Annotated in this window: 20 protein-coding genes; 12 read left to right on the top strand and 8 right to left on the bottom strand. The window is 45.5% G+C overall.

What is annotated here, in order from left to right; translation table 11 throughout:
- Window positions 1-60 precede the first annotated feature (60 nt).
- The 3 genes from AB4623_RS09005 (at window position 61) to AB4623_RS08995 (ending at window position 3758) form a co-directional block, all read left to right on the top strand.
- Entirely contained in the window at window positions 61-1215 is a 1155-nt protein-coding gene (locus AB4623_RS09005; protein WP_372146209.1) for a sugar diacid recognition domain-containing protein, read from the top strand.
- A 127-nt stretch (window positions 1216-1342) separates the two neighbouring features.
- Complete coding sequence (locus AB4623_RS09000) at window positions 1343-2608, top strand: GntP family permease (RefSeq protein ID WP_017059423.1); 1266 nt, start codon at window positions 1343-1345, stop codon at window positions 2606-2608.
- A 16-nt stretch (window positions 2609-2624) separates the two neighbouring features.
- On the top strand, window positions 2625-3758 hold the full coding sequence (locus tag AB4623_RS08995; protein ID WP_017059424.1) for a glycerate kinase: 1134 nt from the start codon (window positions 2625-2627) through the stop codon (window positions 3756-3758).
- Between the two features lie 101 nt (window positions 3759-3859).
- On the opposite strand, the gene acnB is transcribed toward AB4623_RS08995, so the two are convergent.
- From acnB to hrpB, 4 genes are all read right to left on the bottom strand, one after another.
- On the bottom strand, window positions 3860-6448 hold the full coding sequence (gene acnB / locus AB4623_RS08990) for a bifunctional aconitate hydratase 2/2-methylisocitrate dehydratase (RefSeq protein ID WP_372146207.1): 2589 nt from the start codon (window positions 6446-6448) through the stop codon (window positions 3860-3862).
- A gap of 272 nt (window positions 6449-6720) precedes the next feature.
- Window positions 6721-9054 (bottom strand): patatin-like phospholipase family protein, encoded by a 2334-nt coding sequence (locus AB4623_RS08985; RefSeq protein ID WP_372146205.1) that lies wholly within the window; start codon window positions 9052-9054, stop codon window positions 6721-6723.
- A 38-nt stretch (window positions 9055-9092) separates the two neighbouring features.
- Entirely contained in the window at window positions 9093-11492 is a 2400-nt protein-coding gene (gene mrcB, locus AB4623_RS08980) for a penicillin-binding protein 1B (RefSeq protein ID WP_102331931.1), read from the bottom strand.
- Entirely contained in the window at window positions 11489-13987 is a 2499-nt protein-coding gene (gene hrpB, locus AB4623_RS08975) for an ATP-dependent helicase HrpB (protein WP_372146203.1), read from the bottom strand. Before hrpB ends, mrcB begins: the two co-directional genes overlap by 4 nt.
- 34 nt (window positions 13988-14021) lie before the next feature.
- Between hrpB and sfsA the strand changes: the two genes are divergently transcribed.
- The 7 genes from sfsA to panC all read left to right on the top strand — a co-directional run bounded on the left by sfsA (window position 14022) and on the right by panC (window position 20121).
- Window positions 14022-14747: a DNA/RNA nuclease SfsA gene (gene sfsA / locus AB4623_RS08970; protein WP_017066814.1), complete on the top strand. Its 726-nt coding sequence runs from the start codon at window positions 14022-14024 to the stop codon at window positions 14745-14747.
- A 135-nt stretch (window positions 14748-14882) separates the two neighbouring features.
- A complete protein-coding gene (dksA, locus tag AB4623_RS08965; RefSeq protein ID WP_017059430.1) occupies window positions 14883-15329 on the top strand; it encodes an RNA polymerase-binding protein DksA in 447 nt (148 codons plus the stop codon).
- Between the two features lie 179 nt (window positions 15330-15508).
- Window positions 15509-16384, top strand: a complete 876-nt coding sequence (gene gluQRS / locus AB4623_RS08960; protein WP_102428503.1) for a tRNA glutamyl-Q(34) synthetase GluQRS — start codon at window positions 15509-15511, stop codon at window positions 16382-16384.
- A gap of 183 nt (window positions 16385-16567) precedes the next feature.
- Window positions 16568-17923, top strand: a complete 1356-nt coding sequence (gene pcnB, locus AB4623_RS08955) for a polynucleotide adenylyltransferase PcnB (protein WP_017063249.1) — start codon at window positions 16568-16570, stop codon at window positions 17921-17923.
- Complete coding sequence (gene folK, locus AB4623_RS08950) at window positions 17920-18405, top strand: 2-amino-4-hydroxy-6-hydroxymethyldihydropteridine diphosphokinase (protein WP_004735459.1); 486 nt, start codon at window positions 17920-17922, stop codon at window positions 18403-18405. The genes pcnB and folK overlap by 4 nt, the downstream gene beginning before the upstream one ends.
- A 22-nt stretch (window positions 18406-18427) precedes the next feature.
- Complete coding sequence (panB, locus tag AB4623_RS08945; RefSeq protein WP_017059433.1) at window positions 18428-19222, top strand: 3-methyl-2-oxobutanoate hydroxymethyltransferase; 795 nt, start codon at window positions 18428-18430, stop codon at window positions 19220-19222.
- An 8-nt stretch (window positions 19223-19230) separates the two neighbouring features.
- A complete protein-coding gene (gene panC / locus AB4623_RS08940; RefSeq protein ID WP_017059434.1) occupies window positions 19231-20121 on the top strand; it encodes a pantoate--beta-alanine ligase in 891 nt (296 codons plus the stop codon).
- 85 nt (window positions 20122-20206) lie between these two features.
- Here panC and AB4623_RS08935 read toward each other — a convergent pair whose 3' ends face one another.
- The 3 genes from AB4623_RS08935 to AB4623_RS08925 all read right to left on the bottom strand — a co-directional run bounded on the left by AB4623_RS08935 (window position 20207) and on the right by AB4623_RS08925 (window position 23851).
- Entirely contained in the window at window positions 20207-20977 is a 771-nt protein-coding gene (locus AB4623_RS08935; protein ID WP_010435987.1) for an ABC transporter permease, read from the bottom strand.
- 1 nt (window position 20978) lies between these two features.
- Window positions 20979-21896, bottom strand: coding sequence for an ABC transporter ATP-binding protein (locus tag AB4623_RS08930; protein WP_017059435.1), 918 nt, complete (start codon window positions 21894-21896; stop codon window positions 20979-20981).
- 323 nt (window positions 21897-22219) lie between these two features.
- Window positions 22220-23851 carry a SulP family inorganic anion transporter gene (locus AB4623_RS08925; RefSeq protein ID WP_017063247.1) on the bottom strand — a complete coding sequence of 544 codons (1632 nt, stop codon included), beginning with the start codon at window positions 23849-23851 and terminating at the stop codon, window positions 22220-22222.
- 286 nt (window positions 23852-24137) lie between these two features.
- Here AB4623_RS08925 and can point away from each other — a divergent pair, with 286 nt between their 5' ends.
- Entirely contained in the window at window positions 24138-24806 is a 669-nt protein-coding gene (gene can / locus AB4623_RS08920) for a carbonate dehydratase (RefSeq protein WP_017063246.1), read from the top strand.
- A 74-nt stretch (window positions 24807-24880) separates the two neighbouring features.
- Here the strand turns inward: can and hpt are convergent, their stop codons facing one another.
- Window positions 24881-25411, bottom strand: a complete 531-nt coding sequence (gene hpt / locus AB4623_RS08915) for a hypoxanthine phosphoribosyltransferase (protein ID WP_017059438.1) — start codon at window positions 25409-25411, stop codon at window positions 24881-24883.
- 337 nt (window positions 25412-25748) lie between these two features.
- On the opposite strand from hpt, the gene AB4623_RS08910 reads away from it, so the two are divergent.
- Window positions 25749-26354 carry a LuxR/HapR/OpaR family quorum-sensing transcriptional regulator gene (locus AB4623_RS08910; RefSeq protein WP_372146201.1) on the top strand — a complete coding sequence of 202 codons (606 nt, stop codon included), beginning with the start codon at window positions 25749-25751 and terminating at the stop codon, window positions 26352-26354.
- Window positions 26355-26371: the final 17 nt, after the last annotated feature.

Raw genomic sequence — 26371 nt, 5'->3', positions numbered from 1 at the left:
GCGTATTGACGAATTTATCGTTACGATCCAACCTACACAGTCAATGAAGAGGAGGGCTCTATGCAGTTGAACGAAATGATTGCCAAACAAATTGTCGAACGAACCATGAAGATCATCCCACACTCGATTAATGTGATGGATAATAAAGGTCGCATTATTGGATCCAGTGATCCTACTCGCTTATACCAAAAACATGAAGGAGCGGTACTTGCCATCACCGAATCACGAGTCGTTAATATTGACGAAGCCACTGCCGAACACCTAAAAGGGGTTAAGCCTGGAGTTAATTTACCGATTCTATTTCAGGATAATGTCATTGGGGCGATTGGGGTTTCTGGGACACTGCAGCAAGTTCATCATTTTGGTGAGCTGGTGAAGATGACCGCTGAGCTTATTGTTGAACAAGCTGTACTTATGTCTCAAGTAGAATGGAATAAGAGGCATCGTGAAGAATTGGTATTGCAATTAATCCGAGGTAGCACGCTTAATGACATGCAACTGCAATCCATCGCACAGCGTCTGGATCTCGACCTTGCACAACCGCGGATTGCCGCCATCGTCAAGGTGTTACCGATAGGAGACACTGCGCCTTCATTGGAAAACTTACAGCAATTAGTACATTTACTTGAATATCCCGAGCGCGATAATTTAGTCGGTATCTTGTCTGTTTCACAAAACGAAGTGGTGGTACTCAAGCCTATAACCCTGATAGGGAACAACTGGTCCAAGGATGCAGAAGCCAAGCGCGTGAAATTGCTACTCAAAAGAATAAAGAAAGAAGCTAAGTTTCAAATCAAGATTGCGCTTGGGGATTACTTTACCGGACTTTCTGGTTTAGCACGCTCATATGATACCGCTGAGCTCACTATGCGCAGTGTCGGTAACCGCCCCGGAGACATGTTTTTCTATCAAGACTATCGACTGCCGGCCATTATGAGTAGCCTGTTACAAGATCCATGGATTCGTGAGCAACTGGAGCAGTCTTACCTACATCTTCAACAACAGGACAGTAAAGGGATACTGATCAAAACTTTGAAGACATATTTAAAGCAGAACTGTGATTCAGCTCTCACCTGTAACGAACTACATATCCATCGCAATACGCTACGCTATCGAACAGACAAGATAAACCAAATAACATCATTAAATATCAACAATATAGACGATCTATTTCAACTCTACATTGCAATAAATCTATTCCACTGGTCGAGCTAAAAAATGTGCAACTGCACAATTTAAAAGGACCGATTTGAGCACTTATTTGTAGAGAATGACAAAGACTTACCAACCCTATATCTTTATATTTGCCGAAAATGACACATCGTTATCTGGGAAATAGAACATGATTGAAGTTTCAACTCTTGGCGCACTTTCAGCATTGATTGTTGCTATCGCGCTCATTCTTAAAAAAGTGCCACCCACCTACGGCATGATCATCGGTGCTTTGGTTGGCGGCGTGGTTGGCGGCGTTTCTCTCACCGAAACCGTTGAGTTAATGATAGGTGGTGCCCAAGGGATCGTCACTTCAGTGATGCGAATTCTCGCCGCTGGTGTGTTGGCCGGCGTACTAATTGAATCAGGGGCGGCTACCTCGATTGCAGAATCCATCATCAAAAAAGTAGGCGAAACTCGCGCCTTACTTGCTCTTGCCATTGCGACCATGATTTTAACCGCTGTTGGCGTTTTCGTTGATGTGGCCGTTATCACGGTTTCTCCTATTGCACTGGCTATTGCTCGCCGCGCAGACCTTTCTAAAACCGCGATCCTTTTGGCGATGGTGGGCGGCGGTAAAGCAGGTAATGTCATGTCGCCTAACCCAAATGCCATTGCGGCGGCTGATGCGTTCAATGTTCCGTTAACCTCTGTGATGGCTGCAGGCGTGATTCCGGGTCTATTTGGGCTGCTTTTCGCCTACTTCTTGGCAAAGCGCCTCGTCAATAAAGGTTCAAAAGTAGCGGAAAGTGAAGTGGTCAAAGCGGATCAAAGTTCACTGCCAAGCTTTTCTTCTTCAATCGTTGCACCGTTAGTGGCTATTGCCCTACTCGCGCTGCGACCACTCGCTGATATCAATGTTGATCCTCTAATTGCATTACCCTTGGGTGGATTGCTGGGTGCACTGGCTATGGGTCGCTTCAAACAAGCCAATAGCTTTGCGGTTTCAGGCTTGTCACGTATGGCACCGGTTGCTGTAATGCTACTGGGCACAGGAACCATTGCAGGCATCATTGCTAACTCAGGACTAAAAGCTGATCTGATTGAAGTGCTGACGATGTCTGGGCTGCCTTCTTACTTACTTGCTCCGTTTTCTGGCGCACTGATGGCACTATCAACCGCATCGACAACTGCCGGAACAGTAGTGGCATCGAATGTATTTGCCAGCACCATTCTTGAGCTAGGTGTTCCAGCTCTCGCAGGCGCAGCAATGATCCACTCTGGTGCGACAGTACTTGACCATATGCCACATGGTAGCTTCTTCCATGCCACGGGTGGTGCGGTACATATGAGTATTCATGAACGTCTAAAACTCATCCCTTATGAGTCAGCGGTCGGTCTTGTTATCGCCTTCGTCTCAGTAATGATCTTCGGTGTATTTGGTCTGTTTGTTTAAGTTTAAAGGTATCAAAATGAAAATTGTAATTGCTCCTGACTCATATAAAGAAAGCCTATCAGCAATGGGCGTTGCTCAAGCGATTGAAGATGGCTTTAAACAGCTAATACCAAACGCCGAATACGTAAAATTACCAATGGCTGATGGTGGTGAAGGCACAGTACAATCTCTGGTGGATGCGACCAATGGCTCTATCATCCAACATCCAGTGATTGGTCCATTAGGTGAAATTGTCGAAGGCTTCTACGGTATGTTCGGTGACGGTAAAACTGCCATTATTGAAATGGCGGCCGCTTCCGGCCTAGATTTAGTCTCTCCAGAACAACGTAATCCACTAAAAACCACTACCTATGGTACGGGTGAGTTGATCAAAGCCGTATTAGATAAAGGTGTTGAGCATATTATTATTGGCATTGGTGGTAGTGCGACCAATGATGGTGGCTTAGGAATGGCTCAAGCGCTAGGCATTCGTATGCTAGATGCAGAGGGTCACGAGCTGGTGTTTGGTGGTGGTGAACTGTCAAAACTGACAACCATTGATCTCACCAACCTCGACCCACGCCTACAAAACGTACGCTTAGAGGTCGCTTGTGATGTCGATAATCCATTATGCGGACCAAAAGGGGCATCACAGGTATTCGGTCCGCAAAAAGGCGCAACACCAGAAATGGTTGAGCTGTTAGATGCTAACCTTGCTCATTATGCCAGTATCATGAAAAACCAGTTAGGCGTCGATGTCATTGATCTCCCTGGTGCTGGCGCGGCAGGCGGTCTAGGCGCGGCACTTGTTGGCCTGTTAAATGCGGAGCTTCGCCCTGGTATTAACATCGTAATGGACGCCGTCAATTTAGATGAAATAGTCTCAGATGCTGATCTTGTGATTACAGGAGAGGGGCGCATTGATAGCCAAACCATTCATGGCAAAACACCGATTGGTGTAGCTCGCACAGCCAAAAAACATAAACTGCCTGTCATCGGTATTGCCGGCTGTCTAGCCAGTGATTGTGGTGTGGTTCATGAGCATGGTATCGACGCGGTATTTGCGGTAGTGAACCGTTCAGTAGACTTGCCGACAGCTTTGGCTGAAGCGGCTGAAAATATTGAACTTACTGCTCGCAATGTTGCAGCAATGTATACGATTAAGCACTAATCGAGCTCTCTGTAAGCTAAAAGCAATTTTCGCTGTATGCTAAAAGCAATTAAGGCCGCTATTCACAGCGGCCTTAATTATATTTACAACAAAATCAGACGTTACGCAGGCTCTTGGAAGATAACCGTGTCTGCTTTTTCCGTGTACTGACCCATTTTATGGAAGTTCAGGTAACGGTATGTATCAGCAGCCGTTGCATTAATCTTCTCAGCGTACTCTAAGTACTCTTCTTTCGTTGGGATGCGACCTAGAATCGCGCCAACAGCAGAAAGCTCAGCAGAAGCCAGATAAACGTTCGCGCCATTACCTAAGCGGTTCGGGAAGTTACGCGTTGACGTCGACATAACCGTCGAAGCATCAGCAACACGAGCTTGGTTACCCATACATAGTGAACAGCCAGGAGTTTCGATACGTACCCCAACACGACCGAAGATGCCGTAGTAGCCTTCTTCTGTCAGTTGGTCTTTATCCATCTTCGTTGGCGGAGCCACCCATAGGCGAGTGTTTAGAGAACCATTGAACTCTTCAAGCATCTTACCAGCGGCACGGAAGTGGCCGATGTTGGTCATACAAGAACCGATGAACACTTCTTGAATCTCTGTGCCTTGAACGTCAGATAGAAGACGAGCATCATCTGGATCGTTTGGTGCACATAGGATTGGTTGATCGATATCAGCAAGGTCAATCTCGATAACGTGCGCGTATTCCGCATCTGAATCAGCAGACAGCAACTCAGGGTTAGCTAGCCACTCTTCCATTGCTGTAATACGACGCTCAATCGTACGAACATCACCGTAACCTTCAGCGATCATCCACTTCAGCATCACGATGTTCGAGTTCAAGTACTCAGAGATAGACTCTTCAGAAAGCTTAACGGTACAACCTGCAGCAGAACGCTCAGCAGATGCATCAGAAAGCTCAAATGCTTGCTCAACAGATAAGTGCTCAACACCTTCAATTTCTAGTACACGACCAGAGAATTCGTTGATCTTACCTGCTTTCTCTACGGTTAGTAGGCCTTGCTTGATACCATAAAGAGGAATGGCATGTACTAGGTCACGTAGCGTGATACCCGGTTGCATTTCGCCTTTAAAGCGAACCAAGATAGATTCAGGCATATCAAGAGGCATAACGCCTGTTGCGGCAGCAAATGCTACCAAGCCAGAACCCGCAGGGAATGAAATACCTAGAGGGAAACGAGTATGCGAGTCACCACCTGTACCTACAGTATCAGGAAGAAGCATACGGTTTAGCCATGAGTGGATAACGCCATCACCCGGACGAAGTGAAACACCCGCACGATTCATGATGAAATCAGGTAGCGTATGGTGAGTGTTTACATCGACTGGTTTAGGGTATGCCGATGTGTGACAGAAAGACTGCATTACAAGGTCTGCAGAGAAACCAAGACACGCCAGATCTTTAAGCTCATCACGAGTCATAGGACCGGTCGTATCTTGAGAACCGACTGTCGTCATTTTAGGTTCACAGTACTGACCAGCACGAACACCTTCAACGCCACATGCTTTACCAACCATCTTCTGAGCTAGCGTGTAGCCTTTATCAGATGCAGATGGATCGATTGGTTTAGCAAACAGATCCGTTTCAGCTAGACCTAGAGCGTCACGAGCACGACCCGTTAGACCACGACCGATGATCAGTGGAATACGGCCACCAGCACGCACTTCATCAAGAAGTACTTTGCTTAGCTCAAAGTTTGAGATCACAGAACCGTTCTTGTGAACAACACCTTCGTACGGGTAGATATCAATGATATCGCCCATGTTCATGTCTTGTACGTTCAGTTCAATGGGTAGTGCGCCTGAATCTTCCATTGTGTTGTAGAAGATTGGTGCAATTTTACCACCAAGACAAACACCGCCAGTACGCTTGTTTGGTACGAATGGGATATCTTCACCCATGAACCAAAGTACTGAGTTTGTTGCCGATTTACGTGAAGAACCTGTACCAACAACATCACCAACGTAAGCCAGTGGAATGCCATCTTTTTGCATTTCTTCAATTTGTTTGATTGGACCAACGCTACCCTGTTCATCAGGAGTAATGCCATCACGTTCCATCTTCAGCATCGCTTTCGCGTGTACTGGGATGTCAGGACGTGACCATGCATCAGGCGCTGGAGATAGGTCATCGGTGTTCGTTTCACCAGTGACTTTAAATACTTTTACTGTGATTTTTTCTGCTACTTTATCTTTCGCTGTAAACCATTCAGCATCAGCCCAAGATTGAAGTACTTGTTGTGCAGCAGCATTGCCAGCTTTCGCTTTCTCTTCTACGTCATAGAACGCATCGAACATCAGTAGAGTATGAGATAGCGCTTTAACAGCGATTGGAGCAAGCTCAGCATCGTCTAGTAGAGATACTAGAGATTCGATGTTGTAACCGCCTTGCATGGTACCAAGCAGTTCTGCAGCTTTTGCTTTGCTTACTAGTGGCGAAGCTACTTCACCTTTAGTGATAGCCGTAAGGAAGCCAGCTTTTACGTAAGCAGCTTCATCTACACCCGGTGGAATGCGATTTTCTAGTAGGTCAAGAATGATTTCTTCTTCACCTTGAGGTGGATTCTTCAGAAGTTCAACTAGGCCAGCTACCTGCTCAGCATCTAGTGGTTTTGGAACAACTCCTTCGGCAGCACGTTCTTCGACGTGTTTACGGTAGGCTTCAAGCACGACTTTTTTCCTCTCATTGCGGTTCACTTCTTCCCTTCATAATTGTTAGTAAAATAAAGAAGTGAACATCCTTGGAAACTTGGCTCTCCATTGCCATTTTTGTCATTCAATTTGTATTGATGAGCGGCGTCATAGAGGCCAAACTGTGGGCGGTAGAATAGCAAATTTAACGTTAAATTAAAATCTTATCATTTTGACCAACATAGCAAGTTAAGACGAAAGTCCCACTATTTTTGCCTAATTACGCACTTAAATGGCGACTCTGCGCATGATTATTTGTAGGACGTACCTACAATCAGATACACCGAATCGAAGTTATCTTCGGTTCGGCCATAAGCTAAAATAATCGGCCCGATTGGTGAATCAACACCCGCGAAAACAGAACCCGCGGTGTACATTGGCGCTTCATCAAGCCTTAAATCATTGTTCGACCAGACACCACCATGTTCAATGGATGCGCCCACGTAGAATGGTGATTCAAAGAGTCCGAAGTCATTTTCAAACCACTTATAACGATAAGTAAGACTGGTATAAGCCAAGTTCTGACCAATCATACTGTTCCTTGGAATACCTGACAGGTTTAAGAAGCCACCAAGCTCTTTAGGATCAATAGGGAAAATCGAATTTTTGCTCTCTACAATGCCGTAATCAAGCTTTCCGACTAAAGTATGTCGTTCATAACTTTTTGCAGCCATGAAATTAGCCGAAAATTCGTAAACAGTATCGCTTTCAGCCGCTAGCACCGGGCTATCTCCAGACGTGTTGTCCTCAAAATCATCATGAGAAACAAGGTACTCAAGATCAACAAAGTAACCTTCCGTTGGCAAACTAAAATTATCTAAAGTATCGAGTCGATAACTAATAAACGCACCTATACGTGCATACGCTCCGTTACCAAAAGATGGTATCGAAGAAACCTCAAAATCCCCATCAGTATAACGAGCACCAAATTTCAGTTCTTGCCACAAGGTAGGCTGATAGCCTAAAGCCAATTCACTAACATATTGACTATAAGTCAGTGGAACATAGTCTATAGTCGCATCTAATGTCGGCTCTCCAACCTCCCCCTCAACCACTGGCAAGTTTCTGTTTTCCTTACTGTAAACAATCGATGCAGAAGTGAACAGTTTTTGACTCGAAAAGAAGGGCGAGTAAAGTTCCGCTTCAATTCGTTTGTCAGTACCCATCTCGACGTTAGTTCTTAGCTCTGCACCATGCTTATTAATATCGGTAAAGTTGGCTGAAACACCGATCGAGTACTGACTGGTAGTAGAGAAGTCATCTTCAAGAAAGAATCGAAAATTGAGGTAGTTTGGCCCCCAAGATTTTTCGTTCACATCGACTAGCAGTTGCTCCTCGCCATTCACTGTGTCAAATTCATAAGTCACCAACTCGAATCTATCTAGCGCATAGAGGTCTTGTACTTTAGATTCAATTTCACTGGTCTTCAGAACCTTACCTGAATCAAGGTTTAAACGGTTTTCGATCAGCTTATCGGAATAGTGGGTATTGTTATTGATAACAACTCGGTCAACGACGGTCTTATCGCCGTGTTTTAGCTGTCTGCGCGCTTTTTGTTTGTCCTCGATATAATGCTGATAATCGGCATTTGAGAGCGATAGCTTAGAAAGTTCATCAGTATGCTGCTTAGCGGCTTCATAGCCCGCGAGGAAAGCCGATGGCATTTTATCAAAGTCAGTCGTCTCCATTTGCCCAACATCAGGGCGCAGGAAAACATCATCATCAGTCAGTGTTTCAGCTTGCTCTTGAGTGCTGCGTTGGACCAAATAATTCGAGAGTTGGTCAGCTGCCGCTAGAAAATTCGTGAAGTCTTCTTTGCCTTTGTAATTGGTACTGATATCCACCGCAATGACGATGTCAGCGCCCATCGCTCTAGCAACGTCGACTGGCATATTATTGGTGACACCACCATCAACCAGCATTCGGCCATCTAATTCATAAGGGGGAAGCGCTCCGGGAACTGACATACTGGCCATCATGGCATCAACAAGGTGACCATGGTCGATGACCACTTCTTCAAGCTCAATAATGTCGGTTGCGACTGAACGGTAGGGAATAGCAAGATGGTCAAAAGAGTCGAGTGGAGATAGGTTACCTGTGGTCTCACGCAGAATACGCAACATATTCTGACCTTGAACCACGCCTTTCCTAGCTTTGATTTCGCCCCAACCTAAACCGAGATCGGTGTTCAGTTGGTAACGGTCTTCATATTCTTTGTCACGTACTCGGCGATCACTACGGTTAACGCGATCACGATAGCCGCGATTCCAATCAACCGTATAAATAAAACTTTCAATCTCATCAGCACTCATCCCTGTCGCATAAAGCCCACCAACGTAAGAGCCCATGCTGGTACCGGTAATGTAATCGACCGGAATTTGCATCTCTTCTAGCGCTTTAAGTACACCAATGTGAGCCGCTCCTTTGGCTCCTCCACCAGCAAGCACAACAGCAACGGTTGGTCTTTTATGAGCTTGTCCAGCTTGCTGAGATTGTTCCACCGGTGTCACAGTAGATGCAAACAGCTGAAAACTGATCACAGTACCGACAATGCCTAAGCTGCTCACTATCCAACGAGAAATCATTATTTAAACTATCCTTGTCATTCTTTTCTTTTACGACTTTACCACTGAAAAAGCTTTTTTAGCCACTGTTTTGGTTGACTTTCACAACCCTTTTTAATGTTTCCATTCTCATCCCAAACCGGCAGTTTAACCGTACCGTCACAGTCAAACTCTAAAGCCCCTTGAGAAGTTCGAGTAAAACTTGCCGTCGTAATGCCATTCGGCCAAGGCAACAGTAACTGCTCTGGAGTTCGATGTTTCAGATAATCGGCATAGACACGTAGCGCACCACTAGAGCCCGTGAGTTTAGTCGGCTTATTATCATCGCGCCCTAGCCAGATGGTAGTGACTTCGCGACCATCAACACCCACGAACCAACTGTCTCGGCTGTCATTACTGGTGCCCGTTTTACCGGCTAATCCTGCCCATGCAAACTGACCTTGTAGGAAACGCCCCGTACCTTCAGACACGCCACGTTTCATTGCATAGGTTGTAAGCCAAGCGGCTTGCTGGTCAACGCTTTGTGATACACGAGGGATCGACTGATACAGAACCTCGCCATCGTTATCAACAACTGAGCGAAGCGCAGACAAAGGTGCTATACGCCCAGAATTGGTAATGGTTTGATACATCTGCGCAACTTGGAACGGAGTCAGTGAGAACGAACCCAAAAACATCGACGGCACTGGGCGAATCTCATTTTTATCGACCCCCAGTTTTCCAATCGTATCCGAGACACTATCAATGCCTAATTGCATGCCTAAACGAACAGTAGGTACGTTGTAAGACTTAGAAAGCGCCACATACAAAGGCACATCGCCACGGAACTTACGATCGAAGTTTCTCGGGCTCCACACGCTACCTTTACTGCCTTTCAAGCTCAGTGGCGTGTCTTTCAATGTTGTCGCCAACGTGTACTTCTGAGGCTGCTCTAGTGCGGTTAAGTAAATTGCAGGCTTGACCAAAGAACCAATTGGGCGACTCGCGTTCAAGGCACGGTTAAAGCCATCGTAGCCAGTACGCTTACCACCGACCATCGCCCGGATTTCACCGGTATTTCTATCCACGGCAATAGCTGCTGCTTCCAGCTTATTACCTGCGGTTTTCGATAAATCAGGCACCTTACGAGCAATCGACTTCTCTAACTTGTCTTGAGATACCGGATCCAGAGAGGTAAAGACTCGAATCCCTTTTTTCGCCTCAAATCGATCGCCGACATACTTCTTAAGCTCAATGTTTACTTGTTGGAAATAAGCGGGCTGACGGCTAGCAATGCGTGGGTTGTCTTGAATATCCAAATCACGACTCGCCGCCTCTTCGTATTGTCGCGGAGTTAAGATGTCTTGTTGCATCAATAAGCGAAGAACCAGATCGCGTCGAGTCTTAGCACGCTCAGGATAGCGAACCGGATTGTAATACGACGGTCCTTTCACCATACCCACCAGCAGTGCTAGCTGATCGATGCGCAGCTCTTGAATAGGTTGACCAAAATACAAACGAGACGCTAAACCGAAGCCATGAATCGCTTGCCCACCATTCTGTCCAAGATAAACCTCATTTAAGTAAGCCTCTAGGATACGGTCTTTGCTGTAACGATGGTCTAAGATAAGTGCAATGTAGGCTTCACGAACCTTACGCCACAATGTACGTTCACTGGACAGGAACAGGTTTTTTGCCAACTGTTGTGTCAGCGTACTACCACCTTGTACCGTTCGCCCAGCTTTGACGTTAACGACCATTGCACGAGCGATGGCCAGTGGCGACACACCATCGTGTTGATAGAAGTTTCGGTCTTCGGTTGCCAGTAAGGCATCAACCATCACTTCTGGGAACTGATTGCGTTTTAAGAACAGGCGCTGCTCATCGTTACTTTTCTCAAGCATGCCAAGCATTTTCGGTTCAACACGCAGGTAGCCCATGTCGCCTTTCTTCTCCAGCGACTGAATGCGAGTTAATTCGTTACCATTGAAGTGCAGCATCACATGACGATCCGCTTCCGGTCCATCAACAAACTCGAACGGACGACGAATCATTTCAATCTTGGTCGAAGAAGAAGAGTATTCGCCTGGGTGACGAGGCGCGTTCACCTTACGGTAATTAAGTACATCGAGCTCATTCTTAACCTGAACCAAACTCACCGGAGTTCCCGGAGACAGGTCTAGCACTCGCGCATAAACCACGGTTGGCAAATCAAACAGCTGACCTTCAAAGCGCTGTTTGACCACAGAATCAAGATAAATACCGACGAACAACAGCAATGCCGCAAGCGCTAAGCCCGCTTTCCAAGAAATGCCCCATAGGATCTTCAACCAACCTCTTTTGCCAGATTTCTTAGCCTTAGGTTTGGTCTTTTTCGCAGCCGCTCTTGGTTTTCTTGGCTTGGCTTTGGTCGCTGGTGACTTCTTTGCTGGCGCTTTTTTAGGTGGTGCCTTTTTTGGCGTTAACATTTTGGTCATCATCGATTCAACTGTCGTTTGGTTTTAGTGGTTGCTACATGGTTAGCAGGGTCATCCGGCCAAGGATGTTTTGGGTAACGGCCCTTCATCTCTTTTTGTACTTCTTTGTACGCGCCAGCCCAAAAGCCAGCTAAATCTTGAGTAATTTGTAGTGGTCGCTGTGCTGGAGAAAGGAGCTCAAGCACTACTTTTTTACGCCCTTGCGCGATCAATGGCGAGTCTTGTTCGCCAAAGACTTCCTGTATTCGCACTGAGATCACTGGTTCAGATTGATATTGATAACGAATGGCCTTCTTGCTGCCTGTTGGCATCAGATAGTGCGTTGGCAACCATTGGTCGATTTCTTGATTCAAAGGCCAACCAAGATAAGCCGACAATGCTTGCTCAATCGAAACACTAGCCAGCCCTTTTGCCGACTTAATGCCATTCAAATATGGAGATAGCCACTCATCAAGGTGTTCAATCAAACTCGCATCGTCCATCGCTGGCCAATCATGCTCAGGCATCCAAAGTGCTGCACAGCGCATACGCTCAACCAACTGCTTAGCCGAAGCTGTCCAATTTAAGCGATCCAGCCCGCATCGAGCGACATAATTGAGCAGCGCTTGGCTCGCCTGATTCGCATCGGGATCAGGTAAAGCTTTGGTGCTGATAATCAACTTGCCCAGAGATACACGCTGCTCAGCAACTAAACGGCCACGTTTCTCATCCCAATCGGCATAATCGGAACGCACAAACAGCTTTGGAAATTCAGCGTCTAACTGCGCGATATCAACCGCGGTGGCTAAGAAAATTTGACTGGCTCGCCCTGTACTACGCATCAAATCAATCACTACGATATAGTCATTGTTCGCCAGTGAATCATCATCACGAACCTCAGCACCGTGGCCATTCGCCAAAAGGAAAGCACTGCTGGTCGCGCTTCTCACTTGTGCAATCCGGTCTGGGAAGGCAAAACAAAGCACTAATGGTAGCAATGATTCGTCAGCTTGTGACAAATCTAAGTGATGATTGAGTTTGCTCGCGAGACTTTTCGCTCGCTGCATCACAACGCTATTTTTGGAATGTTTTCTTTGCTTAAGTCGATGCAAAGAGTGTTGAATATCCGTCACATTGCGCTCCGGCTCTTCCAGCAAAGCAGCAGCAACAATCGCGACATTCAACAGAGCAGGACTACCTTGCTGCGCTTTAACCAACATGCTGGCAATACGAGGCTCTAGACCTAAACGTTGGACCTGTTTTCCTAATGCCGTAAATTGACCATTATCGTCTAACAATTCAAGAGTCTGTAAGAGTTGCTTGGCTTGCCCGATAGAAGCTTTGGGTGGAACGTCTAACCATTGCAGTTCATCAGCACTCGCAGCGCCCCATTGCGTCAATTCAGACACCAGCGAAGACAAATCAGAATGAAGAATTTCAGGTTCTGGTATAGCTGGTTGCTGCATCAGCTGCGTTTCGCTGTACAAACGAACGCACAAGCCCTCTTCAATTCGTCCCGCACGGCCCGCTCGTTGTTCAGCTGAAGATTGCGAGATTTTCACTTGCTCAAGCTTAGTAATACCGGTTTTCAGATCGAACTTCGCCACACGTTCAAGCCCGGAATCAACCACCAATCGAATACCTTCAATCGTCAAAGAAGTCTCAGCAATATTGGTCGCTAACACCACCTTTCGACGCCCTTTCTCTGATGGCGCGATCGCTTTCTGCTGTTGAGAAAAGCTGAGTTGCCCATACAGAGGACACACATCGATATCATTGGCGAATTGTTCTAGTTGAGATTCCACCTGCTTAATCGCAGAAACGCCCGGCAAAAAGGCCAGAAGTGAGCCTGACTCTTTCTCCATCAGAGAGCGAATCACGTTAGCCATTTTAGGGGCTAGATATTCATTTGCGTTAAGAGGCTGATAACGGAAATCGACCGGAAAGGTGCGACCTTGTGATTCAACGTATTTGGCATTCGGCAGCAAAGTTTGCAGAGCTTGTTGATCTAAAGTTGCCGACATCACTACCACTTTCAGATCGTCACGCAACGCCTCTTGGATCTCTAAGCTAAACGCCAATGCGGTATCGGCGTGAATACTGCGCTCGTGAAATTCATCAAAGATCACCATATCAACCCCAGTTAATTCAGGGTCGGTTTGGATCATTCTTGTCATGATCCCTTCAGTAACAATCTCTAAGCGAGTCGCACTGCTGCTTTTAGATTCACCACGAACTCTAAAGCCAATGCTCTCTCCCACCTTTTCTCCCAATTGGCTCGCTAAGTAAGTAGCAATATTCCTTGCAGCCAAACGCCTCGGTTCAAGCATGATGATTTTGCCTTGAACGGCGTTGGTCTTAACTAACTGTAAAGGGAAGAATGTTGACTTACCCGCACCGGGAGCGGCCTTTAGAATAAGTTGAGTGTGTGTTTCTACGCCAGCGAGCAGATCTGGCATCACAGCTTCTATGGGCAGTTGTGGCAATGGGAGAACCTTGTGGTGTAATGTTGGCAACATTGTACATAAAAACCTACCTGTCTAAATAAGTAATATGCACTTCAATCCGCCATTAGAGCCTGCGACTCTTATTAAACGCTATAAACGTTTCCTCACTGACATCCAACTTCCTGACGGTAGCGAGCGTACTATTCACTGCGCTAACACTGGAGCGATGACAGGATGTGCGACTCCTGGCAATACGGTGTGGTACTCAACCTCCGATAATGCAAAGAGAAAGTACCCAAACAGCTGGGAGATCTCAGAAACAGACAAAGGTCATCGTATTTGTGTAAATACTGCGCGGGCAAACCAGCTAGCAGTGGAAGCAATTGAAAATGGGACTATAGTTGAACTCTTAGGTTATAACGCGTTACGAACCGAAGTGAAATATGGCAGTGAGAATAGTCGCATTGATATTCTGCTTGAAGATAACGAAAAGCCGCCTTGCTATATCGAAGTGAAAAGCGTCACTTTGCTCGACGAGCAAGAAACGTCAACTAAAGGGCAAGGTTTTTTCCCTGATGCGGTCACAACCAGAGGCCAAAAACATCTGCGTGAACTCACAGAAATGGTCGAATCTGGAAATAGAGCCGTACTTTTATTCACTGTTTTACATTCAGGTATTGAAAAAGTGTCTGCGGCACACCATATAGACGCCAAATATTCGTTATTACTAAAACAAGCACAAGACGCTGGAGTTGAAGTGCTTTGCTATAAAGCAGAGCTCAGCAGTACTCAAATACAACTAAAACAAGCTGTTGAATTTATCAATAGCTAAGCAAAGATGCTGAACTAATCACATTGATTGCAAGTTTGAATAAGAGTATTTGCCACCATTCGTTCTTTCTGCTATAGATACCCGCCTTAAAATTAGCTGCTTTGCAGTTGACTAGGTGTAAATAGGAGATGCTGTATGCCAGAATCTAAGAAAAAAGCGCTAGGCATCCTAGCCATCGCAGGTGTTGAACCGTACCAAGAGAAGCCAGGTGAAGAGTACATGTCACTTGAGCAAACGGAACATTTTACAAAAATTTTAGCAGCTTGGCGCAACCAGCTCAGGGAAGAAGTTGATCGTACTGTGCACCACATGCAGGACGAAGCAGCGAATTTCCCAGACCCAGTTGACCGTGCTTCTCAAGAAGAAGAATTCAGCTTAGAGTTACGTAACCGTGACCGTGAGCGTCGTCTTATCAAAAAAATTGAGAAGACATTAGACAAGATCGAAGAAGACGATTTCGGCTTCTGTGATTCTTGCGGTATCGAGATTGGCATTCGTCGCCTTGAAGCTCGTCCAACTGCTGATCTTTGTATTGACTGTAAAACACTTGCAGAGATCAAAGAAAAACAGATGCAAGGTTAATTCTTGCAGATGTAAAGAAAGGGAGCCTTGGCTCCCTTTTTTGTTTGTTATCCAAGCGAAGTATTTCACACGCTTGATAGTAAATAGCAGCTTTAAGCCTTAGTTCTAGGCATTAAAGCTCTTGTCAAACGTCTTAAGAATCGGCTACTGCGGTACCATTTAGATTAGGTTGTTCACTCATGAATTATATCGGGCGCTTTGCACCATCACCGTCAGGTCCTCTTCATTTTGGCTCACTTGTTGCTGCTCTTGGTAGCTACTTTCAAGCGAAATCTAACCAAGGAAAATGGTTAGTTCGTATGGAAGACCTCGACCCGCCAAGAGAAATGGCCGGCGCTGCAGACCTCATTCTTAAGACGCTTGAGGCTTACCATCTATTTTGGGATGGTGAAGTCGTCTATCAAAGCCAACGTCATGACTTGTATCAAGCTCAAATCGATCAATGGGTTGCTGACAATCAAGCCTACTACTGCCAATGCACCCGCAAGCAGATAAAGGCTTTGGGCGGCTTTTACAATGGTCACTGTCGAGATGTAGGCCTAATCGATTCAGGTGAACAGGCGGTGCGCTTGTGCATGGACTTTCCAGTGGAGTCCTTTGATGATGTTCGCCACGGCACCATTCAAATCCCTAAAGCACTAGCTGAAGAAGATTTTATTATTAAACGCAGAGATGGATTGTTTGCCTATAACTTGGCCGTTGTTCTTGATGACATCGACCAAGGAGTAACAGAAGTCGTAAGAGGCGCAGACCTGATAGAACCAACAGGTCGACAAATCAGTTTGTATAAGACGCTCAAGCAAAAAACAGTGAGCTACTTGCACTTACCATTGGCAACCGATGGCTTGGGGAATAAACTGTCAAAACAGAACCATGCCACCGCGATAGATCTCGACAACCCAAAACCAACGTTACTCAACGCGATGCGATTCTTAGGTTTTGATATCCCGACGGCTCTTTGTGAGGCTTCAATGGATGAGATTTTATTGTGGGGCTGCCAGCAATGGAACGTCAGTCAGTTACCTGATAGTTTACAAAAAGAGCACTGTAATTAGCTCGAAACTCACGGCAAATAGCAAAAACGACACATAAAAATGCCATAACCAACCAATGTGGTTAAGCAGACGATGTTCTCAAATGGCTCGCGCTAAGCTATTATTAGCCGCAATTAAACTCTGCACTACCACTTTGGACTAAGAGAAAAACAAAGTTGGCGATACCTACTTTGTTCTAAACTAATGAATACAAACGACAATACCCCAAGCGAACAACGCGGATTCCACGAATTAGCTCTGAATATTTATACTCGTCAAGAGCACAATATTTCACGCAAGCAGATCAGCGACAACGCACTAAAAGTGCTATATCGCCTGAATGGTGCGGGTTTTGACGCATTTCTAGTCGGTGGTGGTGTGCGCGATATCTTATTAGGCTCTCAGCCAAAAGATTTTGATATTGCGACCAACGCAACGCCAGAGCAAATCAAACACCTCTTCAGAAACTGTCGTCTTATCGGTCGCCGTTTCCGCTTGGCACATATCATGTTTGGTCGCGACATCATTGAAGTGGCAACTTTCCGTGGTCACCACCAAGAACCATCGAAGAACGTTTCTGCACAATCGAAAGAAGGCATGCTACTTCGCGATAACGTGTACGGCAGTGTTGATGAAGATGCAGAGCGTCGTGATTTCACAATCAACGCGATGTACTACAACATTGCAGACTACAGCATCCACGATTACGCGGGTGGTGTAGAAGATTTAGAAGATAAACTGATCCGCCTGATTGGCGATCCAGAAACGCGTTACCGCGAAGACCCAGTACGTATGCTACGTGCAATGCGCTTCGCCGCTAAACTGGATTTCGACATCGAAGAAGACACGGCTGACCCGATTGAAGAGTTAGCTCACCTTCTAAGAGATATCCCAGCAGCGCGCCTTTACGAAGAGTCTCTGAAATTACTGCAATCAGGTCACGGTTTAGAAACCTACCACTTGATGCGCGAGTACAATCTATTCCAACAGATGTTCCCAACGGTAGCGGAGCACTTCACCGAAGATTACGACTCACACACAGAGCAGATGCTTGATTTGGTTCTCGATTCAACCGACCTTCGCATCGAAGATGGTAAGCGAGTAAACCCAGCATTCATGTTCGCAGCGATGCTTTGGTACCCAATGAACAAGCTGGCAGACAAACTTGTCGCTGAACAGGGTATGGCACACTACGATGCGATCATGGAAGCGAGTAACATCATTCTAGATCAGCAAGTAAAGTCTATTGCGATTCCTCGTCGTCACACAGCAACCATTCGCGAAGTTTGGCAACTGCAACTTCGACTGCCTCGTCGCAACGGTAAACGCGCTGTTCGTCTAATGGAATTAAACAAATTCCGTGCAGGCTACGATTTCCTAGAAATGCGTGGTGAGATTGAAGGTGGCGAAACCAAAGAGTTAGCAAAATGGTGGGAGCGTTATCAGACTGCAGGTCGTAACATGCGTCAAGCAATGGCTAACGACGTTGCAGCACCATCAAAGTCAGGCCATCGTCGCCGTAAGACTTACCGAAACAAAAAGAGTAAGCAATCAGAATGATAACTGCTTACATTGCGGTCGGCAGCAACCTTGCCGACCCAGTTAGCCAAGCAAATTTGGCTATCGAAACGCTAAAAAGCCTACCGCGATCAACGTTTATTGCGACCTCTCAGCTATATAGTAGCACTCCAATGGGACCGCAAAATCAACCAGACTACATCAACGCGGTAGTCGCTATCCAAACCGAATTAACGCCAATTGAACTGCTTGATTGCACTCAAAAGATCGAACTAGAGCAAGGGCGCGTCCGTAAAGACGAACGTTGGGGACCAAGAACCTTGGATCTCGACATTGTGCTATACGGCAATGAGGTGATCGATTCAGAGCGCTTAATCGTTCCTCATTATGGAATGAAAGAACGAGAGTTTGTACTCTACCCGCTTGCTGAAATCGCACCAAGTTTACAACTCCCTGATGGGACTGAGCTGACAGAACTACTGAAAATAGTAGATAAGAACGGGCTCAATGTTTGGCAACAATAGCCAAGCGCATTAAGGAAAACCAATGAAAAAAGTAACCATTAACGACCTGATCAAATGCAAACGTGAAGGCCGTAAATTTGCGACTTCGACAGCTTATGATGCGAGCTTTGCTCAATTATTCGAAAGCCAAGAAATGCCAGTTCTGCTTGTCGGTGATTCACTGGGTATGGTTTTACAAGGCCATAACGATACATTACCAGTAACCGTTGAAGACATTGCTTACCATACTCGCTCAGTGCGTGCTGGTAGCCCAAATTGTCTTCTTATGGCTGACATGCCTTTCATGAGCTACGCGACGCCAGAACAAGCTTGTGAGAGCGCAGCGACTTTGATGCGTGCTGGTGCGAACATGGTAAAAATCGAAGGCGGAAGCTGGTTGGTTGATACTGTGAAGATGCTAACAGAACGTGCAGTACCAGTATGTGCACACTTAGGCTTGACGCCCCAGTCTGTGAACATTTTTGGTGGTTACAAGATTCAAGGTCGTGACGACGAGCAAGCCGACAAAATGGTTGCTGACGCGTTAGCACTGCAAAACGCAGGCGCTCAAATCGTTCTACTTGAATGTGTGCCAGCTTCATTGGCAAAACGAATTACAGAAGCTTGTGACGTACCGGTTATCGGTATCGGCGCAGGTAATGTTACCGATGGTCAGATCTTGGTTATGCATGACATGTTCGGTATTTCTGCGAACTACATGCCGAAGTTCTCTAAGAACTTCCTAGCAGAAACAGGTGATATGCGTAAGGCAGTAGCTCTATACAAAGAAGAAGTAGAGAGCGCGCGCTTCCCTGATGAAGCTCATACAATCGCTTAGGAGTAAGTATGCAAACTTTTGCTGAAATAGCGGCTCTTCGTGAGCAGATTAAACAGTTTAAGCGTGATGGACGTACGGTTGCTTTTGTACCGACAATGGGAAACCTGCATGAAGGCCACCTGACTCTGGTAAAGAAAGCTCGTGAACTGGCCGACATCGTTGTGGTAAGCATCTTTGTAAACCCAATGCAGTTTGACCGTGCAGACGACCTAAACAACTACCCTCGAACGTTAGAAGCAGATTTAAGCAAACTAACAGGTGAAGGGGTTGAGCTAGTATTTACACCAACGCCAGAGGTGATGTACCCAGATGGATTAGACAAGCAGACGTTTGTTGAGGTCCCTGGCATATCTCACATGCTTGAAGGTGCCTCTCGTCCAGGTCACTTCCGTGGTGTATCAACCATTGTCACTAAACTGTTTAATATCGTTCAGCCAGACTTTGCATGCTTCGGCGAGAAAGACTTTCAGCAACTTGCTGTTATTCGCCAGATGACCACTGATTTAGCATTAGACATTGAAGTTGTCGGCGTTGCGACCGTTCGTGAAATGGATGGTTTGGCAATGAGCTCTCGCAATAGCAACCTAACGATTGACGAGCGCCAACGAGCGCCCGTTTTAGCGCGTACTATGCGCTGGATCAGCAGCGCTATTCGTGGTGGTCGCGATGATTACGCATCAGTGATTGAAGATGCTACTGACCAGCTACGCGCTGCAGATCTTCAACCTGACGAAATCTTCATTTGTGATGCTAAAACTCTGCAAGCGATCACTTCAGAATCAACTCAAGCAGTGATTCTAATGTCGGCTTTCCTAGGTAAGACGCGTCTTATCGATAACCAAGTTCTCGATTTGGTAACGGAAACCAAAGAAGAAGTGAAAGAAGAAACGACTGAATAGTCGGCTTCTGCTCTTAACGCAAAACAAAAAAAGGTCGATGTTATATCGACCTTTTTCTTTACCTGTTACTTAGATGAACCAAAGGTTAGCTACGTAAGCCAATACCCTTTGTCACTAGGTAGTGTGCAATGCCATACAACAGCACGATAAACACACCTAGTACGCCAAACGACGTCACGATCCCCACATCAGACACACCCAAGAAGCCATATCTGAACGCGTTAACCATGTACACGATAGGGTTCAACTTCGATACACCTTGCCAGAATTCAGGCAATAGACTGATCGAGTAGAACACACCACCAAGGTACGTCAGCGGCGTTAAGATAAAGGTTGGGATAATAGAGATATCATCAAACGTGCGTGCGAATACCGCGTTAATCAAGCCACCCAAAGCGAATACTACCGACGTTAAAAATACCGTCGCAATGATCACGCCCCAATGGTCAACTTGTAAGTCGACAAAGAACAACGACACGAAGGTTACTATGGTACCCACTAACAAGCCACGAACCACACCACCCATTACGAAGCCGGCGATAATCACGTAGTTAGGAACAGGCGCTACAAGCAGCTCTTCAATGTTCTTCTGGAACTTGGCACTAAAGAACGATGAAGCAACGTTGGAATATGAGTTGGTGATCACCGACATCATGATCAGACCGGGAACAATGTATTCCATGTAGCTAAAGCCGTTCATTTCACCAATACGCGCACCAATCAGGTTACCGAAGATGATGAAGTAAAGCGTCATGGTAATCGCTGGCGGCACCAGAGTCTGCACCCAGATACGAGTAAAGCGATTGATCTCTTTGGTCAACAAACTGCAGAAAGCGGTCCAATATAGGCTGTACATATTATTTACTCCCCTCACGGACGATACTCACAAATAGCTCTTCTAGACGGTTTGCTTTGTTACGCATAGAGAGGACTTTAACCTGTTGCTCGCTCAATTGAGCAAAGATGGTATTCAAACCTAGGTTCTTGTCGATTTCGATTTCTAGCGAGCCATTGACCATCACTTGGCTATTCACGCCTTCAAGCTTAGGTTCAGTCGTGCCCTCTTCCAGATCCAGAATAAAGGTCTCAGCACTCAATTTGCCCAACAGCGCTTTCATTGTTGTGTTCTCAATCAGCTCACCGCGATTGATGATACCAATGTTGCGACACAGCATTTCTGCTTCTTCTAGGTAGTGCGTGGTCAAGATAATGGTAATGCCCTGCTTCTCATTGATCTCTTTTAGGAATTCCCACATTGAACGACGTAGTTCAATATCAACGCCTGCTGTCGGTTCATCAAGGATCAACAAATGAGGTTCATGCATCAATGCACGCGCGATCATCAAACGACGCTTCATACCACCAGACAAGTTACGCGCGCGTTCGCCACGCTTTTCCCACAGATCGAGTTGAGATAGGTACTTTTTCGCTCGCTCTTTCGCTAATGCTTTTGGCACGCCGTAATAACCCGCTTGTTGCAGCACGATCTGTTCAACGGTTTCAAACGGGTTAAAGTTAAACTCTTGAGGCACAAGGCCTAAGTTCTGCTTCGCCAATTCCAGATCGGTATCAATGTCGTAGCCGAACACTTTAACCTTGCCTGACGTTTTATTTACCAGTGAAGAGATAACACCAATGGTGGTTGATTTACCCGCACCATTGGGACCAAGTAGTGCGTAAAAGTCGCCTTTTTCTACTTGTAAACTAACGCCCTTAAGAGCCTCGAAGCCCCCAGCATAAGTTTTTCTTAATTGCTCAATTTCTAATGCATACATAGAGATAGACTGCCATTTGCTATAGATAAGATGTAGACGGCCGAGCTTGAGGAAGAGAGTAATGCTTAAAACGAACTAGCTGAAAGCTAACCCAAGATTTGTTTACTCGGCCATTTTGCGAACAAGTTTATCGTTGATTGACGATGAATACAAATATCGTGTGAGAGTTTCTTTCGAAAACAAATAAGCGTCTTGGCTACGTGAAGACTAAATCAACGTTCAATAAATATAAAAATGCCGCTAAGTGATTCACTTAACGGCATTAATGATCAGTCTTGAAGTGAGCGTCTATGGCTTATTCATATCAGCTTATTACTGAAAAATTAAACTGACTCAAATTGATGCTCATCTCTGTCGACATAGCTTGTTGCTGCCGTCAGGGCTTCATATCTGAATCGATAAGTGTTGGATTCAGGTACTAGGTCAATCACGTGGAACTTCTCTAGTTGTTGACGAGTATTCTCATTAGGACACAGCAGATACACCTCACACTGCGCATCCAATGCATCTTTAATCGCATTCTCTAGCGCTAGGCCAACAGTGACATCAATCATAGGTACATCTGTCAGGTCTAGAATCATCGCTTCATAGTCAGAGATACTTGAGTGCTGACGTGAAATCGCCTTTGAAACGCTGAATATCATCGGCCCTGATAGGTAGAAGAATAGCACCTTACCATTGGCACTATCGAGTAACTGACGTTCGCTATCAGTCAATGGGATATCGTCTTCATCATCACCATCACTGATCGCCTTAACTTGTCTGGCTTGCTCTCGGCTTAATCTTTCAATAATCAGAATATTCGAGATAAACACACCCAGTCCAACGGCAATAATCAAGTCAACAAACACAGTCAATAGCATCACGCCGTACATCACGCCCATGCCGGCATAGCTAACCTTGTGCGCGCGCTGGATAAAGCTCCAATCTAGGATATTGAAACCAACATACATCGCGATACCAGCCAGCACTGCCATAGGAATCGGTTCTGTTAAACCACCTGCAACCAATACCACGAGCGCAAGTACTAAAGCTCGAATAACACCTGAAAGCGGAGAACGCGCTCCCACCTGAATATTGGTTACAGTCCCCATAGTGGCACCCGCGCCAGGTAGTGCACCAAACAGGCCAGAGATCATATTGGCAATGCCTTGGCCACGAAGCTCTTTGTCTGAGTCATGCTCTTTACGAGTCAATGAATCTCCGATAACCGCGGTCAAAAGCGTATCAATACAACCTAATGTACCAAGCACCAAGGCATCGATAACCATAGTAGTAAACTGTTCAGCGCTGATCGTAGGGATAACGAGGGAAGGTAAACCAGCTGGGATTTCACCAATACGGCGAATAGAGTCGGTATCAAAAATAATGACGGACAAGAGCGTTACAGCCACTAACGCGACCAGTTGAGCAGGCACATACTTACGATACTTAGCGGGGAAGCCAAAAAGAATACCGAGTGTCAGAGCACCTAGAAATAGCTCACTCACTTTTAAGTTTGCTAGCGTATCAGGTAAAGCAGAGAGCGTGCCCATTACACCACCGGATGGAGCGGCATGCCCTAACAATGGAGACAGCTGCAAGATAATCAGAATAACGCCAATGCCCGACATGAATCCGGAGATCACGCTATATGGCATCAAAGTGACGTATTTTCCTAGCTTTAACGTACCAAGTAATATCTGGAATGCACCGGCCATCATCACGACAGTAAAGGTCATTGCCATACCCGTTTCAGGATATTTAGCAACCATACTCGTCATTACGGCAGTCATGATCACCGTCATCGGGCCGGTAGGTTCAGAAATCAAACTACTCGAACCGCCAAACAATGCTGCAAATAGGCCAACCATAATGGCGCCCCACAAGCCAGCTTCAGCTCCCGCGCCAGAAGCAACACCAAATGCCAATGCTAAAGGTAACGAGATGATGGCTGTAGTTACACCGCCAAACATATCCCCTTTGAGATTGATATCCGTAAAACGACTTCCAAACAAAACACACCTTCCTGATGATGAAATGACAAACCTTATCACTTTAGCAAATGTATCAAGTGTTCAGAAAGTGTTAATTCAATCACATTATTCATGTCTTATAACCGGATTATTGATAGTGGGCTAAGTTTATGATTTTCCGTACTAGAACACGTCAGATGAGTACATTTTGACGCAGTTTTTACGAGATTGAATTTGTAACATTGTGTATAGTTAAGCATCTTAATTGAGGGATGTAAGAAGCAAGATGCCAGAAATAAAACAGCTTTTTGAGAACAATTCCAAATGGTCTGAAGAAATTCGCTCTGAAAGACCTGAGTATTTTACAACGCTTGAAGAGGGTCAAAGCCCTGGTTTTCTATGGATAGGTTGTTCAGATAGCCGAGTTCCAGCCGAGCGCCTGACTGGCTTATATTCTGGAGAACTGTTTGTTCACCGAAACGTGGCCAACCAAGTGGTTCATACAGACCTAAACTGTCTATCTGTTGTTCAGTACGCAGTAGATGTGCTTAAAGTGAAACACATTATTGTCTGTGGTCACTACGGTTGTGGCGGTGTTAACGCGGCGATTGATAACCCTAAACTTGGTCTTATCAACAACTGGTTACTGCACATCCGTGACAATTACCTAAAATACCGCAAGCAAATCGAGGGGCTTCCTCGTGAGCAATGGGGTGACAAGTTATGCGAAATTAACGTCGCAGAACAGGTTTATAACCTAGGTAACTCAACCATTATGCAAAATGCGTGGGAGCGTGGCCAAGACGTTGAAATCCATGGTGTGGTTTATGGTATTGGCGATGGCAAGCTACAGGACCTTGGCGTACGTTGCTCAAGTAACGATACTTTAGAGAACAGTCACTTAGATGCATTAAACAAGATCTTAACGACGCCTCTTCTTAGTCAACAAAGCTAACCCATTCCGTCATATATACAAAAAGCCCGCATCAAGCGGGCTTTTTAATGACTTCTAAACCACAAGCGTAATGATTACTCTTGAGGTACTACCTTACCGATGTACGGTAGGTGACGATATTTTTGTGCGTAGTCGATACCAACACCAACAACAAACTCGTCTGGGATCTCAAAACCAATCCATTTTGTATCGACAGTCACTTCACGGCGAGAAGGCTTGTCTAATAGCGTACAAATTTCGATAGACTTAGGACCACGTAGGCTCAGAATCTCTTTTACTTTAGTCAGCGTGTTACCTGTATCGATAATATCCTCTACAAGTAGAACGTCTTTACCTTGGATATCATCATCAAGATCTTTCAAAATACGAACATCACGTGAGCTTTCCATGCCGTTGCCGTAGCTAGACGCAGTCATGAAATCAACTTGGTGAGTTAAATCGATAGCACGAGCAAGATCTGCCATAAAGACAAAAGATCCACGCAATAAGCCAACTAAAACTAGATCTTCACTACCATTGTAGTGTTCCGTGATCTGTTTGCCTAGTTCGTTCACTCGATCCTGAACTTCTTGCTCAGAGATCATGACTTCAACTGTATGCTTCATACTGCTCTCATTCTATTTGGTGATTGCGACGAATGTTGACAGTTTCGTCAGTTGTGTCGCTCAATTTTGTGCGTAAGTCTAGCACTGCTCAAATACCCACACCACCTTATGGTTCGAATTTACTGTCAGATTCTCAACGAAATGTGCGCTGGTGCCTTATCCAATACTCGTCTCCTTTTACATCAATGCTGATCACGCTTTATGTATCAAGTTTGATGTAACTGTCTATAAAACAAGCTGAAAGGATTGACCATTCGCATATGCACCATTACACTCATCTTGGCTTAAATAATAATAAAATCATTAATATAAAAATTTCGTTGGCAAGGAAAATAAGATGGACTCAATATCTAAGAGACCTAGAACTAGGCTTTCACCTTTAAAAAGAAAACTTCAATTGATGGAAATCGCTCTTGAGGTATTCTCTCGCCGCGGTATCGGTCGTGGTGGACACGCTGATATTGCAGACATCGCTCAGGTGTCTGTCGCAACTGTATTTAACTACTTCCCTACCCGTGAAGATCTGGTTGATGAAGTACTAAATCACGTTGTACGCCAATTCTCTAACTTCCTTTCAGACAATATCGATCTGGATATTCACGCAAAACAAAACCTACATAATATTGCGACTGAAATGGTGACGTTAGTGGCTCAAGATAGCCATTGGTTAAATGTGTGGTTCGAATGGAGCGCTTCGACTCGTGATGAAGTATGGCCGCTATTCGTAACAACGAACCGCACTAACCAAATGTTAGTACAAAACATGTTTAGCAAAGCGATTGAACGTGGCGAAGTTTGTGACTATCACGATCCTAAACATCTAGCCAATCTATTCCACGGCATTTGCTACTCGCTATTCATCCAAGCAAAACGTGTAGAAACGCCAGAAGAGCTTTCAAGCTTAACGGATAGCTACTTGAACATGCTGTGCATTTATAAGTAGATTCGAGATTCGAGATT

It is taken from the genome of Vibrio sp. 10N.222.52.C12, from assembly GCF_041474215.1.
GTDB lineage: Bacteria > Pseudomonadota > Gammaproteobacteria > Enterobacterales > Vibrionaceae > Vibrio > Vibrio crassostreae_C.
This window is presented reverse-complemented; position numbering and strand designations above follow the sequence as displayed.